At 69.5% G+C, this 13395-nt stretch carries 13 protein-coding genes; 5 read left to right on the top strand and 8 right to left on the bottom strand.

The genetic code is table 11. From position 1 onward, the window contains the following. Positions 1–62: 62 nt before the first annotated feature. From ACGFX9_RS19915 to ACGFX9_RS19900, 4 genes are all read right to left on the bottom strand, one after another. On the bottom strand, positions 63–1187 hold the full coding sequence (locus tag ACGFX9_RS19915; protein WP_393473220.1) for a GuaB3 family IMP dehydrogenase-related protein: 1125 nt from the start codon (positions 1185–1187) through the stop codon (positions 63–65). 168 nt (positions 1188–1355) lie between these two features. Further along, positions 1356–2861, bottom strand: a complete 1506-nt coding sequence (gene guaB, locus ACGFX9_RS19910; protein WP_393473217.1) for an IMP dehydrogenase — start codon at positions 2859–2861, stop codon at positions 1356–1358. Positions 2862–3012: 151 nt separating this feature from the next. Further along, a complete protein-coding gene (locus ACGFX9_RS19905) occupies positions 3013–3588 on the bottom strand; it encodes a sigma-70 family RNA polymerase sigma factor (protein ID WP_393473215.1) in 576 nt (191 codons plus the stop codon). A 266-nt stretch (positions 3589–3854) separates the two neighbouring features. Continuing rightward, complete coding sequence (locus ACGFX9_RS19900) at positions 3855–4466, bottom strand: response regulator transcription factor (protein ID WP_003948568.1); 612 nt, start codon at positions 4464–4466, stop codon at positions 3855–3857. Between the two features lie 389 nt (positions 4467–4855). On the opposite strand from ACGFX9_RS19900, the gene ACGFX9_RS19895 reads away from it, so the two are divergent. Beyond that, a complete protein-coding gene (locus ACGFX9_RS19895) occupies positions 4856–5227 on the top strand; it encodes a WhiB family transcriptional regulator (RefSeq protein ID WP_393473212.1) in 372 nt (123 codons plus the stop codon). Between the two features lie 39 nt (positions 5228–5266). Here the strand turns inward: ACGFX9_RS19895 and ACGFX9_RS19890 are convergent, their stop codons facing one another. Next, the gene (locus tag ACGFX9_RS19890; protein ID WP_393473209.1) at positions 5267–6163 is read right to left on the bottom strand and encodes a LysR family transcriptional regulator; all 897 of its coding nucleotides are present in this window, start codon (positions 6161–6163) and stop codon (positions 5267–5269) included. Positions 6164–6242: 79 nt separating this feature from the next. Between ACGFX9_RS19890 and ACGFX9_RS19885 the strand changes: the two genes are divergently transcribed. The 3 genes from ACGFX9_RS19885 (at position 6243) to ACGFX9_RS19875 (ending at position 8186) form a co-directional block, all read left to right on the top strand. Continuing rightward, positions 6243–6983: an MOSC domain-containing protein gene (locus ACGFX9_RS19885; protein ID WP_393473206.1), complete on the top strand. Its 741-nt coding sequence runs from the start codon at positions 6243–6245 to the stop codon at positions 6981–6983. Positions 6984–7017: 34 nt separating this feature from the next. Then, positions 7018–7344, top strand: coding sequence for a hypothetical protein (locus ACGFX9_RS19880; RefSeq protein WP_393473204.1), 327 nt, complete (start codon positions 7018–7020; stop codon positions 7342–7344). 68 nt (positions 7345–7412) lie between these two features. Beyond that, positions 7413–8186, top strand: coding sequence for an SDR family NAD(P)-dependent oxidoreductase (locus ACGFX9_RS19875; protein WP_393473202.1), 774 nt, complete (start codon positions 7413–7415; stop codon positions 8184–8186). A gap of 177 nt (positions 8187–8363) precedes the next feature. On the opposite strand, the gene groL is transcribed toward ACGFX9_RS19875, so the two are convergent. From groL to ACGFX9_RS19860, 3 genes are all read right to left on the bottom strand, one after another. Beyond that, positions 8364–9989, bottom strand: a complete 1626-nt coding sequence (gene groL / locus ACGFX9_RS19870) for a chaperonin GroEL (protein WP_393473199.1) — start codon at positions 9987–9989, stop codon at positions 8364–8366. A gap of 149 nt (positions 9990–10138) precedes the next feature. After that, positions 10139–10447, bottom strand: coding sequence for a co-chaperone GroES (gene groES / locus ACGFX9_RS19865; RefSeq protein ID WP_006347174.1), 309 nt, complete (start codon positions 10445–10447; stop codon positions 10139–10141). A 569-nt stretch (positions 10448–11016) separates the two neighbouring features. Beyond that, positions 11017–11901, bottom strand: a complete 885-nt coding sequence (locus ACGFX9_RS19860) for a polysaccharide deacetylase family protein (RefSeq protein ID WP_393473197.1) — start codon at positions 11899–11901, stop codon at positions 11017–11019. A 253-nt stretch (positions 11902–12154) separates the two neighbouring features. Between ACGFX9_RS19860 and ACGFX9_RS19855 the strand changes: the two genes are divergently transcribed. Further along, a complete protein-coding gene (locus tag ACGFX9_RS19855; RefSeq protein WP_393473194.1) occupies positions 12155–13369 on the top strand; it encodes a methyltransferase domain-containing protein in 1215 nt (404 codons plus the stop codon). Positions 13370–13395 lie beyond the last annotated feature (26 nt).

Genomic DNA, 13395 nt, shown 5'->3' with positions numbered 1-13395 from the left:
CCCACGCGTGCACGCGAAAGGGCCCCGGTACGAGTACCAGGGCCCTTCGTGGAACTGAACCGTCAGCGGCTGTGCTGCGAGTCCGCGACCGTCACCTCGACGCGCTGGAACTCCTTGAGCTCGCTGTAGCCCGTCGTCGCCATCGCCCGGCGCAGCGCCCCGAAGAAGTTCATCGAGCCGTCCGGGATGTGCGAGGGACCGGTGAGGATCTCCTCCGTCGTACCGACCACACCGAGGTCGACGCGCTTGCCGCGCGGCACGTCCTCGTGGACGGCTTCCATGCCCCAGTGGTGGCCCTTGCCGGGCGCGTCCGTGGCGCGCGCCAGCGGGGAGCCCATCATCACCGCGTCGGCGCCGCAGGCGATGGCCTTGGGCAGGTCGCCGGACCAGCCGACGCCGCCGTCCGCGATGACGTGTACGTACCGGCCGCCGGACTCGTCCATGTAGTCACGGCGGGCGGCCGCGACGTCCGCGACGGCGGTGGCCATCGGCACCTGGATGCCCAGGACGTTGCGCGTGGTGTGCGCGGCGCCACCGCCGAAACCGACGAGGACACCGGCTGCGCCCGTGCGCATCAGGTGCAGCGCGGCGGTGTACGTGGCGCAGCCGCCGACGATCACCGGCACATCGAGTTCGTAGATGAACTGCTTGAGGTTGAGCGGCTCGGCGGCGCCCGAGACGTGCTCGGCCGAGACGGTGGTCCCGCGGATGACGAAGATGTCGACACCGGCGTCCACGACTGCCTTGGAGAACTCGGCGGTGCGCTGCGGGGAGAGGGCGGCGGCGGTGACGACGCCCGAGTCACGCACCTCCTTGATGCGCTGACCGATGAGGTCGGCCTGGATCGGCGCCTCGTAGATCTGCTGGAGGCGCCGGGTGGCGTTGTCGGTGTCCAGCTCCGCGATCTCGTCGAGCAGCGGCTGCGGGTCCTCGTACCGCGTCCACAGGCCTTCGAGGTTCAGGACGCCGAGTCCACCCAGCTCGCCGATGCGGATCGCGGTCTGCGGCGAGACGACCGAGTCCATCGGGGCCGCCAGGAAGGGCAGCTCGAAGCGGTAGGCGTCGATCTGCCAGGCGATCGAGACCTCCTTCGGGTCGCGGGTACGACGGCTCGGCACGACGGCGATGTCGTCGAAGGCGTACGCCCGGCGGCCGCGCTTGCCGCGTCCGATCTCGATCTCAGTCACGTGGGTGGCCCTTCAGCTTTCTTCGGTACTTCGCACTTCTTCGGCACTTCGGCACTCGGTCTGCCGCTCCAGTATCCCCGACACGCGCAAAGGGGGCGGACCCGGGAATCGGGACCGCCCCCACGCGCGCGTGGAGCGCTGTCAGCGCACTACTGGTCTATCGGCCTGTCAGCGCTTGTTCGTGTAGTTCGGCGCCTCGACCGTCATCTGGATGTCGTGCGGGTGGCTCTCCTTGAGGCCCGCCGAGGTGATCCGTACGAAACGGCCCTTGGTCTCCATCTCGTCGATGCTCGCCGCGCCCACGTAGCCCATCGTCTGGCGCAGGCCGCCGACGAGCTGGTGCAGGACGTTCCCCAGCGGGCCGCGGTAGGGCACCTGGCCCTCGATGCCCTCGGGCACGAGCTTGTCGTCCGAGGCGACCTCCGCCTGGAAGTACCGGTCCTTGGAGAACGACCTGCCCTGGCCGCGGGACTGCATGGCGCCGAGCGAACCCATGCCGCGATACGACTTGAACTGCTTGCCGTTGATGAACATCAGCTCACCCGGCGACTCCTCGCAGCCCGCGAGCAGCGAGCCGAGCATCACGGTGTCGGCACCGGCGGCCAGCGCCTTGCCGATGTCGCCGGAGTACTGCAGACCGCCGTCACCGATGACCGGGACGCCGGCCGCGCGGGCGGCGACCGCTGCCTCGTAGATCGCGGTGACCTGCGGGACACCGATCCCGGCGACCACGCGCGTGGTGCAGATCGAGCCCGGACCGACACCGACCTTGACGCCGTCGACACCGGCGTCGATGAGCGCCTGCGCGCCGTCACGCGTGGCGACATTTCCGCCGATCACGTCGACGCCGACGCTCGACTTGATCTTCGACATCCAGCTCAGGGCGTTGCTGTTGTGCCCGTGCGAGGTGTCGACGATCAGGAAGTCGGCCCCCGCACCGGCCAGCGCCTGCGCCCGCTCCAGCGCCTCGGGGCTGGCGCCCACGGCGGCACCGACGAGCAGCCGGCCCTCGGCGTCCTTCGCGGCGTTCGGGTACTGCTCGGCCTTCTTGAAGTCCTTGACTGTGATGAGGCCCTTGAGCACACCCGCGTCGTCGACCAGTGGAAGCTTCTCGATCTTGTGGCGGCGCAGCAGCTCCATGGCGTCGACGCCGGAGATGCCCACCTTGCCGGTGACGAGCGGCATCGGGGTCATGACCTCGCGCACCTGGCGGCCGCGGTCGTTCTCGAAGGCCATGTCGCGGTTGGTGACGATGCCCAGCAGCTTGCCCGCGGGGTCGGTCACCGGGACACCGCTGATCCGGAACTTCGCGCACAGCGCGTCCGCCTCGGCGAGGGTCGCGTCCGGGTGCACCGTGATCGGGTCGGTGACCATGCCGGACTCGGACCGCTTGACGAGGTCGACCTGGTTGACCTGGTCCGCGATGGAGAGATTGCGGTGCAGCACACCGACACCGCCCTGCCGCGCCATGGCGATCGCCATGCGGGCCTCGGTGACCTTGTCCATCGCCGCGGAGAGCAGCGGGATGTTCACGCGTACGTTGCGGGAGATGCGGGACGAGGTGTCGACCGCGTTCGGCAGCACTTCCGACGCGCCCGGCAGCAGCAGCACGTCGTCGTAGGTCAGCCCGAGCGTCGCGAATTTCTCGGGCACTCCGTCGACGTTTGCAGTCATGACACCTTCCCCAAATGGCCTTGATCGGTGCGGATGTCCATGCTAACGGGAACAGAGGGTGTCTCATTCCACGACCAAGATCATCGATCAGGTTTGTACGTTCATACGGCATGAAGAGCCGTAGACGACCGCCGTCGACCGATACCGACCTTTACTGCTCGGCCAGCGCCCGCAACCGGCTCAACGCACGGTGCTGCGCCACCCGCACGGCCCCCGGGGACATGCCCAGCATCTGCCCGGTCTCCTCTGCCGTGAGTCCGACCGCGATCCTCAGGAGCAGCAGCTCGCGCTGGTTCTCCGGAAGGTTGGCCATGAGCTTCTTGGCCCACTCGGCATCGCTGCTGAGCAGTGCGCGCTCCTCGGGCCCCAGAGAGTCGTCGGGCCGCTCCGGCATCTCGTCCGACGGCACCGCCGTGGAGCCGGGGTAGCGCATCGCCGCGCGCTGCAGGTCGGCGACCTTGTGCGCGGCGATGGCGAAAACGAACGCTTCGAAGGGACGCCCTGTGTCCCTGTAGCGCGGCAGCGCGAGAAGGACGGCGACGCACACTTCCTGCGCCAGGTCCTCCACGAAGTGCCGCGCGTCACCGGGCAGTCGGGAGAGCCGCGTACGGCAGTACCGCAGCGCAAGGGGGTGCACATGGGCCAGGAGATCGTGCGTGGCCTGCTCGTCACCCTCGACCGCGCGAAGGACGAGGGCACCGATCACCGTCGTCTTGTCATCGCGCATCGGTCCATGGTGCCTTGGCGCTGATTGATCCGTGGCACCACGTCCGTAGTTGTGCACCGAAGCGTTATGAGCAGGTGCGCCGGAACTCATCTCCTGCGCCCTCCCCTCCCGCTCGACCGACCTGTCCCCGAGGAACTCCACACCTCAAGGATGCGGCATCGGCGGCGAAGCAACGGCAACCGCTCCCGGACAAGGGAGCAACGGGCACCCCTCGCCCCGCCCACCGGACGGCGGGCGGGGACGGCCGTGCCCGCACGGCGGCACACCTATCGGACCAGGCCCCAGCGGAAACCGAGCGCCACAGCGTGCGCGCGGTCCGAGGCGCCGAGCTTCTTGAACAACCGCCGGGCGTGCGTCTTGACCGTGTCCTCGGAGAGAAAAAGCTCACGTCCGATCTCGGCGTTGGACCGGCCGTGACTCATGCCCTCGAGCACCTGGATCTCACGCGCGGTGAGCGTGGGCGCCGCGCCCATCTCGGCCGAGCGCAGTCTGCGCGGAGCAAGCCGCCACGTCGGGTCGGCGAGCGCCTGCGTGACGGTCGCGCGCAGTTCGGCACGCGAGGCGTCCTTGTGCAGATAGCCGCGGGCACCGGCGGCGACCGCGAGCGCGACCCCGTCCAGATCCTCGGCGACGGTGAGCATGATGATGCGCGCACCGGGGTCGGCGGACAGCAGCCGCCGGACCGTCTCGACGCCGCCCAGACCGGGCATGCGTACGTCCATCAGAATCAGGTCCGAGCGGTCGGCGCCCCAGCGGCGGAGGACTTCCTCGCCGTTGGCCGCTGTCGTCACGCGCTCCACGCCGGGCACGGTCGCGACCGCTCGGCGGAGCGCCTCTCGGGCAAGCGGGGAGTCATCGCAGACGAGGACGGATGTCATGACTGTCCTCCGCGGCTCTCACAGCTGCTGCGCGTCACCTTGAGCCTCCAGGCTGGTACATATTCGTCACCTGCGCGGTTGACGCTCTCGGACATCTGCCCGAGCGCTTGTTCTTTCAACCGCCTCGCACTCTCAACGACGGTCACCCGAAAGAGTTACGGGACGGTCAGCCACCTTCGGCACTCTACGTGAGGGCGCGGACACAGCGCAGACAGCGCAAGAGACCCTCAACCTTTCATCACAAGCCATGCCCCATTTAGCGGCATTCCTTCCCTTTTACTGGTGTCTGTGGCTAGATTTTCCAATGAGTCATATTTTCATCTCCTTAGATAGTAGATGTACGGTCGTGGGCACCGTACCCGCGCAGAACGGCTTCCAGGAGACAAGCAATGGCAGATTTCTCCCGCCTTCCCGGACCGAACGCAGATCTGTGGGACTGGCAGCTCCTCGCGGCCTGTCGCGGGGTCGACAGCTCGCTTTTCTTCCACCCCGAGGGCGAGCGGGGCGCGGCACGAAGTGCGCGTGAGAACTCCGCCAAGGAGGTCTGCATGCGGTGCCCGGTACGCGCGGAGTGCGCCGCTCACGCCCTCGCCGTACGGGAGCCGTACGGCGTCTGGGGCGGTCTCACCGAGGACGAGCGCGAGGAACTCATGGGCCGCGCCCGCAACCGCCTCGTCACGACGTCCGCGCCGACGACCTCAGCGCCGACCTCGGCGGCAGCCGCGTCCGCGATCGGCGGCGGCATGGTCACGCGGCACTGAAGGAACGTTTCTTCTGAGGCGCCGAACGCGCCGGTCCGCTCAGCGCTCCGCGGCCCGCGCGAGGTGGTCCAGCGTGGCCGCCACGGCGGGTACCTGTGCCAGATCCGGCAGGGTGAGCGCGACGATCTCGCGTTGCACGGCAGGCTCCACCGTCACTGTGCGTGCACCTTTGGGGCGTACGGACTCGATAGCGAGTTCGGGCAGCACCGCGACTCCCAGGCCCGCGCCGACCAAGCCGATCACCGCCGGATAGTCGTCGGTCGCGAAATCGATCCGGGGCACGAAACCCGCCCCCTCGCAGACCTCGACCAACTGCCTGCGACAGCGCGGACAGCCCGCGATCCACGGTTCGTCGGCGAGCTCCCCGATGGCCACCGAGCCCGCCTTGGCGAGCCGGTGCCCCTCGGGCACGAGACCGACGAGCCGGTCGGCGAGCAGGGGGCGCACGATCAGGTCGTCCCACTCTTCGGCAGCGGACGCGCCTTCATAACGGAAGGCCAGCGCCACATCGCAGTCGCCTTCACGCAGCATCTCGACCGAGCGCGGCGGTTCGGCATCCACGAGGGAGACCCGGGTGCCGGGGTGCGCTGCGCGCAGGGCGGCCAGCGCGCTCGGGACCAGCGTCGAGCTGCCGCTGGGGAAGGAGACGAGGCGGACGCGGCCCGCCCGCAGGCCCGCGATGGCGGCGACCTCCTCCTCGGCTGCGGTCAGCCCGGCGAGAATCCCCGTGGCGTGCCTGACCAGGGCCTCGCCCGCCTGGGTCAGGCGCATCTCACGGCCGGTGCGGATCAGCAGCGGAGTACCGACGGAGGCTTCGAGGGCCTTCATCTGCTGGCTGACGGCGGGCTGGGTGCAGCCGAGCTCGCGCGCCGCGGCCGAGAAGGAGCCGGTGGTGGCGACCGCACGCAGGACGCGGAGATGACGGGCCTCGATCATGATTCGAGCATAAGCGAATCTTGGGTAGGGCGTCGAATATTGCGTCGACGCTTTGAGCGCGGCTGCCTAGCCTTTCCCCATGAAGCTTCTCTCCGTGAACCTTGGCCGGTCCAAAGCCGTCGACTACACCGACGCCCCCTCAGGCCGCACCGGCATCGACAAACAGCCCGCCGAAGGGGCCATACGGGTGGCTGCCCCCGGCGCGAAGGGTGCCGCCGGAAGCGGACTCGCCGGGGACGAGGTCTGCGACCTGCGGCACCACGGCGGGGATGACCAGGCGGTGTACGCCTACGCGCGCGAGGACCTCGACGCCTGGGAGCGCCTGCTCGGCCGCCCGCTGGCCAATGGTTCCTTCGGCGAGAACCTCACGACCTCCGGGCTCGACGTGAGCGGCGCGAAGATCGGCGAGCGCTGGCGCGTCGGCCCCGATCTGCTCCTGGAGGTGACCTCGGGCCGCATCCCCTGCCGCACGTTCCAGGGCCATCTCGGCGAGAAGGGGTGGGTCAAGCGCTTCACCCAGCAGGGCGTTCCGGGTGCCTATCTGCGGGTGATCGAGCCGGGGGAGATCCGGGCCGGGGACGCGATGGAGATCGTGCACCGGCCGGAGCACGACGTCACCGTCGCCCTCCAGTTTAGGGCCGTCACCACGGAAAGGACGCTGCTGCCGAGCCTGCTCGCCGCCGGCGACGCGCTGCATCCCGAGTCGGTCGAGGGGGCGCGGAAGTACCTGGCGAAGTCCGCTCGGCATGCGGCGAGGGTAGGGGAAGGCCCTGATGGTGTACGAGGGTTGAATCGGGGTCAGGTGGGGGGCCGCCCCTGATGCGCGGGGCGGGGCGAGCCGCGAATCTTGAAGCATGTCCCGACTCAAGCGCGGCCCCATCGTCTCTATCGTCCCCATCGTCGCCATCGCCCTCGGCTCGTTCGTCGCCGCCGTCGTCGTCACCCTCAGCGTCGCCGTCACCTTCACCGTCGCCGTCGCCGCGTTGGCGTTCGGCGGGGGCGTCCTGCGGCTGTGGCACGGCGCCAAGTCCCGTGTGAGCAGGGGCGGCGCGCGCGTTCGTGGCCCGCGGACGAAGCCGGACGAGCAGGCCGCCCCGCATGCCTCGGACGAACTGAGGGAGCGAATAGGCGAGTTGGAGGCGCCGAGGCGGTATGGGATGGGGCAGTTCGTGGTCGCGTAGATGAGGGGCAGCGGCCGGCAGGACGTCCGCGCTCAACAGTGGTCCCTGGATCTCACTAGCCTTGGACCATGACTACGGCTCTGATTACGGGATCGACCGCCGGTATCGGCTCAGCATTCGCCCGGCGGCTCGCCGGTGACGGCCACAACCTGGTCCTGGTGGCACGGAACACCGAGCGGCTGCGGGAACAGGCGACGGAACTGCACGACCGGCACGGCATCGAGGCGGAGGTGCTGACCGCGGACCTCGCGACAGACGTCGGGATCGGCGCGGTCGAGAAGCGGCTCGCGGACCGCAGGAACCCGGTCGACCTGCTGGTGAACAACGCGGGGTTCGGCAACAAGGGTCAGTATCTGGAGGTGTCGATCGAAGACGAGCTGACGATGCTCAAGGTGCACTGCGAGGCGGTGCTGCGGCTGACATCGGCGGCGACGGAGTCGATGCGGGAGCGGGGCCGCGGGGGCGTGGTCAACGTCGCGTCGGTGGCGGCGTTCGTGCCGCGCGGGACGTACGGCGCGTCGAAGGCGTGGGTCGTGCAGTTCACCCAGGGGGCGGCGAAGGATCTGGCCGGCTCCGGGGTGCGGCTGATGGCACTGTGCCCCGGCTTCGTACGGACCGAGTTCCACGAGCGCGCCGGGATGGGGACGTCCAACATCCCCAGCTGGATGTGGCTCGACGCGGACAAACTGGTCGCGGCCGCGCTGGCCGACCTGGCGCGGGGCAAGTCCCTGTCCATCCCGGATCCGCGGTACAAGGCGCTGATGGGTGTGGTGAAGGTGCTGCCGCGGGCGGTGCTGGGCGGCGTGACGTCACGGACGGGCAGGAAGTACGGCCCGCAGTAGGGAGGTATGCCCGCTGAAAGGGCACCCCAAGGACACCCAAGGGCTCCCGGGCAACTGCGCCCTGAAGGGGCGCGGGGAACTGCGCGACAAGCCACGACGGGCCCGTACCCGAGAAAACCCGGAGGCCCGGCACCCCACCGCGGGGTACCGGGCCTCAGGTCGAGCGAGCGGAGCGGGTCAGTGGGAGTGGCCGTGGCCACCGTGACCGGCGTCGCCCTCTTCCTCGGCCGGCTTCTCGACGACCAGGGTCTCGGTCGTCAGGAGCAGCGACGCGATGGACGCGGCGTTCTCCAGGGCGGAGCGGGTGACCTTGACCGGGTCGATGACGCCGGCCTTGACCAGGTCGCCGTACTCGCCGGTCGCGGCGTTGAAGCCGAAGCCCTTGTCGAGCTCGGCGACCTTCGAGGTGATGACGTAGCCCTCGAGGCCGGCGTTCTCGGCGATCCAGCGCAGCGGCTCGACGACGGCGCGGCGGACGACGGCGACACCGGTGGCCTCGTCGCCCTCCTTGCCGAGGGAGTCACCGAGCACCTTGGCGGCGTGCACAAGGGCGGAGCCACCACCGGAGACGATGCCCTCCTCGACCGCGGCGCGGGTCGCGGAGATGGCGTCCTCCAGACGGTGCTTCTTCTCCTTGAGCTCCACCTCGGTGGCGGCGCCGACCTTGATCACGCACACGCCGCCGGCCAGCTTCGCGAGGCGCTCCTGGAGCTTCTCGCGGTCCCAGTCGGAGTCCGTGGACTCGATCTCGGCCTTGATCTGGTTGACGCGGCCCGCGACCTCGGAGGAGTCGCCGCCGCCGTCGACGACGGTGGTGTCGTCCTTGGTGACGGTCACGCGGCGGGCGGTGCCGAGCACGTCGAGGCCGACCTGGTCGAGCTTGAGGCCGACCTCTTCGGCGATGACGGTGGCGCCGGTGAGGGTGGCGAGGTCACCGAGCATGGCCTTGCGGCGGTCGCCGAAGCCGGGGGCCTTCACCGCGACGGCGTTGAAGGTGCCGCGGATCTTGTTCACGACCAGGGTCGACAGGGCCTCGCCCTCGACGTCCTCGGCGATGATCAGGAGCGGCTTCGAGGCGTTGGTCTGGATGACCTTCTCGAGCAGCGGGAGCAGGTCCTGGATGGACGAGATCTTGCCCTGGTGGATGAGGATGTACGGGTCGTCGAGGACGGCCTCCATACGCTCCTGGTCGGACACCATGTACGGCGACAGGTAGCCCTTGTCGAAGGCCATGCCCTCGGTGAAGTCGAGCTCCAGGCCGAAGGTGTTGGACTCCTCGACGGTGATGACACCGTCCTTGCCGACCTTGTCCATCGCCTCGGCGATGAGCTCGCCGACCTGCGGGTCCTGGGCGGACAGACCGGCGACGGCCGCGATGTCGGCCTTGTCGTCGATCGGGCGCGCGGTCGCGAGGAGCTCCTCGGACACGGCCTTGACGGCGGCGTCGATGCCCTTCTTCAGGGCGGCCGGGGAAGCGCCGGCGGCTACGTTGCGCAGGCCTTCCTTGACCAGGGCCTGGGCGAGCACGGTCGCGGTGGTGGTGCCGTCACCCGCGATGTCGTTGGTCTTGGTCGCCACCTCCTTGACGAGCTGCGCGCCAAGGTTCTCGTACGGGTCGTCGAGCTCGACCTCGCGGGCGATCGTGACACCGTCGTTGGTGATGGTGGGGGCACCGAACTTCTTGTCGATGACGACGTTGCGGCCGCGGGGGCCGATCGTCACCTTGACCGTGTCGGCAAGCTTGTTGACGCCGCGCTCGAGGGCGCGACGGGCGTCCTCGTCGAACTTCAGGATCTTCGCCATGGGAGCGGTTCAGCCCTCTCGGATACTCAGGGGGGACCGGGGGGAACCCCCGGAAAATGCGGCAACGAACTGCGCCCCTCGCCGCCCGGCAGCAGCAGGGTGACCAGGGGCGCAGCTCAAAAGCACATCTGCTTGATGAAGCAGGTGAATTACTTCTCGACGATCGCGAGCACGTCGCGAGCCGAGAGGACGAGGTACTCGTCGCCGTTGTACTTCACCTCGGTACCGCCGTACTTGCTGTACAGCACGACGTCGCCGACCTTGACGTCGAGCGGCAGGCGCTCGCCGTTCTCGAAGCGGCCCGGGCCCACCGCGAGGACAGCACCCTCCTGGGGCTTCTCCTTCGCGGTGTCCGGAATGACCAGGCCGGAGGCCGTGGTCTGCTCGGCGTCGAGCGGCTGGACCACAATGCGGTCCTCAAGCGGCTTGATGGCAACCTTGGAGCTGGCGGTCGTCACGATCCGGTCTCCCCCTTCGGAGATCTACGGGGTTAACAGTCTGGGGTGGCGACCAGGTGGATCCGTCGTCGCGGGTGCCGGACCTGCCTGTCGCTGTTGGCACTCTCCAGTGGTGAGTGCCAGGGTTGACACTAGGACGGCGATTAGCACTCGGTCAAGCGGAGTGCCAATTCGCTGACGCGGGTCTTATCTGAGCGAGGGCTTCTCCGGCGGTCCGAACGAGGGATCGCCAGGGCTGTTGGCCGCGCCCGCGCAACGTTTTGCCTGGTCGGGGAGTTCTTGCCGCGGCCCCGGCGGCCCGCCGCCCTGACGTCCTGATTCCGGCGAGCTCGCGGGTGAAGCGGTACCCATTCCCTCCGCCTCGCGCAGCGCCTCCGCCTTGCGCAACGCCTGCCCGCAGCCGGGCAGCGCCGACTGCCCCGGCTTTCTCGGCGGGACCTTCTGCGCCGCCTTTCTGCCCAGCCGTTCGATCGGGTCCACCGACTGTGCGCACCCCGTGAGCAGTGCGGGCGCGAGCACGCCTGCCGCGAGGACGCCGACAAGGACCCGCCGCACCCGCGCCCGCCCGGTCACAGGTAGTCCTCCAGCCTGGCCACCGCGTACCCCTTGTCGGTGACCGTCTTCATGACCTTGCGGACCATGTCGGGCATCGCGCCCTTCCAGTCCTCGCGCCCCCTGAAGTGCGTGAGGATGATGTCGCCGGGGTGCAGGTCCCGGTCCCATTCGCGCCACTCCATGTGGTCGGGGAAGGCCTCCGAAGCCCACAGCGGAACAGCCTTGATGCCGCAGGACTTGGCGGCGCGCAGGGTGTCCACGTTGTAGTTGCCGTACGGCGGGCGGAAGAGTTCGGGCCGCTTGCCGTAGTGCTTCTCGATGATGTCCTGCATGCCGCAGATCTCGCCGCGCTGGCCCTTGTACGAAAGTCCCGGCATATAGCGGTGGTGGAGGGTGTGGTTGTTCAGCGAGACGCCGCGGGACTGCATCTTCTTGAAGTAGCCGTAGTCCTCCTTGACCAGGTAGTCGCTGAGGAACGCGGTGTACGGGATCTTCAGCTCGCTCATCATCTTCAGCAGGGCCGGGTCCTTCTCGGCACCGTCGTCGATGGTCAGGAAGACGACTTTCCGCTTGGTCGGGATCGTCGTGAAGACGGGCGGCAGGCTCGCCTGCCCCTTGACCTCGAACCCCTTGCGGGTGGTGATCCGGGGCTTCTCGGCCGGTGCGGCCGGCGCGGTCAGCGGGGTCTTCGCCAGGCCCCAGCGTTTCGCGGCGGCGGCGCGAGCGGCCTGGGTGATCGCGAGCTTCTGGGCGTAGGAGTCGAGGGCGCGGGCGGGCGGAGCCTGGAGCGGCTGCTGACCCGGGGCGGGGTTGACTCCGCCGTCGGATCCCGAGGCGCAGCCGGAGGCGATCGCGGCGACGCAGAGAGCGGCGAGGCCGGCCCGCGCCCGCCCCCTCACCGGCCACCCCCGTGATCCGCGGGTCGAGCGGCCTGCCGAAGGGTTCGCCGAGCCGTCCGCGGAAGTGCTCTCCCGACCGCCCACCGAAGCTCTCGCCGAACCGCCCGCCGAAACGCCCGCCCGTCTCTTCCCTCTTCCGCCGAATTTATCGTTTTGTCGTACTAGTTGCATGGCGCCGGATCTTTGCAGCTCACGGCCCTGCCGAGGGGGCGACACCGCCGCCGGGCGCGCACCATCCACCGACTGGCCCACAATGGGCCGGGTGAACGACCTCGACCGCGCCCTGACCGCCTTCTCCGCGCTGCTCACCCCCGAGGGGCGGTCCCTGCTCGATCTCGACGAGGTGCGGGAGGCCGATCCGGCCCGGGAGCTGGCCGTCGCCACCCGCCTGCGCCGGGACCATCCGGCGGAGCTGGTCACGGCGGTGCTCGCGCAGGCGCGACTGCGGCGGCGGGCAGTGGCGAAGTTCGGGGTCGAGGACGCGGGGCGGATGTTCTTCACGCCGAACGGCGTCGAGCAGGCGACGCGTACGAGCGTGGCGGCGCACCGCGCCGAGCGTTTCCGGGCCCTCGGCGTACGCAGCGTGGCCGATCTCTGCTGTGGCATCGGCGGCGACGCGATCGCGCTCGCGCGGGCCGGGATCAGCGTCCTTGCCGTCGACCGCGACCCGCTTACCTGCGAGGTGGCCCGCGCGAACGCGCGCGCCCTCGGCCTCGACGAGCTCATCGAGGTCCGCGAGGCCGATGTCACCGAGGTGGACACATCGGCGTACGACGCGGTGTTCGTGGACCCGGCGCGGCGTGGCGGCAGAGGCCGCATCTTCGATCCCGAGGCCTACTCCCCGCCCCTCTCCTGGGCCGTCGACACCGCCCTCAAGGCTCCGCACGCGGCACTGAAGATCGCTCCCGGCATCCCGCACGAGGCGGTGCCCGCCGAGGCCGCGGCGGAGTGGATCTCGTACGGCGGCGACGTGAAGGAGGCCGTGCTGTGGTTTGGCACGGACGCCCCGTCATCGCACCGCGCGACGCTGCTGCCCTCCGGCGTCTCCCTGTGGTCCCCACTGGCCACGATGCTGCCGGACCCCGGGACGCGCCCCGTCGGCCGCTACCTGTACGAACCGGACGGCGCCGTCATCCGTGCGCATCTGGTGGCGGAGGTGGCGGAGCGGGTCGAGGGCGGCCTGATCGACGAGACGATCGCGTACGTCACCTCCGACTCGCTGCGTGAGACGCCGTACGCGGTGGCGTACGAGATCACCGACCAACTTCCCTTCGGGGTGAAGAAGTTGAAGGCGTTGCTGCGGGAGCGGGAGGTCGGAATCCTCACGGTGAAGAAGCGGGGCTCGGCGGTGGAACCGGAGGAACTGCGCCGCAAGGTGAAGCCGCAGGGCAAGAACTCGGCGACGGTGTTCCTGACGCGGGTGGCGGGGGCGCCGACGATGCTGATCGGTCACCCGGTGGGCGCCTGAGAACCCCCTGCGGCCGGAGCTCTGCG

It is taken from the genome of Streptomyces sp. NPDC048436, from assembly GCF_043200355.1.
In the GTDB taxonomy this organism is placed as follows: domain Bacteria; phylum Actinomycetota; class Actinomycetes; order Streptomycetales; family Streptomycetaceae; genus Streptomyces.
This window is presented reverse-complemented; position numbering and strand designations above follow the sequence as displayed.

What these genes read in the sequence shown, in the direction of transcription:
- ACGFX9_RS19885 (WP_393473206.1), top strand. Translation starts at nt 6,243, where the DNA reads ATGAAGCTTCTCTCCGTGAACCTTGGCCGGTCCAAAGCCGTCGACTAC.
- ACGFX9_RS19895 (WP_393473212.1), top strand. Translation starts at nt 4,856, where the DNA reads ATGGCAGATTTCTCCCGCCTTCCCGGACCGAACGCAGATCTGTGGGAC.
- ACGFX9_RS19900 (WP_003948568.1), bottom strand. Translation starts at nt 4,466, where the DNA reads ATGACATCCGTCCTCGTCTGCGATGACTCCCCGCTTGCCCGAGAGGCG.
- groL (WP_393473199.1), bottom strand. Translation starts at nt 9,989, where the DNA reads ATGGCGAAGATCCTGAAGTTCGACGAGGACGCCCGTCGCGCCCTCGAG.
- ACGFX9_RS19890 (WP_393473209.1), bottom strand. Translation starts at nt 6,163, where the DNA reads ATGATCGAGGCCCGTCATCTCCGCGTCCTGCGTGCGGTCGCCACCACC.
- ACGFX9_RS19880 (WP_393473204.1), top strand. Translation starts at nt 7,018, where the DNA reads ATGTCCCGACTCAAGCGCGGCCCCATCGTCTCTATCGTCCCCATCGTC.
- guaB (WP_393473217.1), bottom strand. Translation starts at nt 2,861, where the DNA reads ATGACTGCAAACGTCGACGGAGTGCCCGAGAAATTCGCGACGCTCGGG.
- ACGFX9_RS19875 (WP_393473202.1), top strand. Translation starts at nt 7,413, where the DNA reads ATGACTACGGCTCTGATTACGGGATCGACCGCCGGTATCGGCTCAGCA.
- ACGFX9_RS19855 (WP_393473194.1), top strand. Translation starts at nt 12,155, where the DNA reads ATGGGCCGGGTGAACGACCTCGACCGCGCCCTGACCGCCTTCTCCGCG.
- ACGFX9_RS19905 (WP_393473215.1), bottom strand. Translation starts at nt 3,588, where the DNA reads ATGCGCGATGACAAGACGACGGTGATCGGTGCCCTCGTCCTTCGCGCG.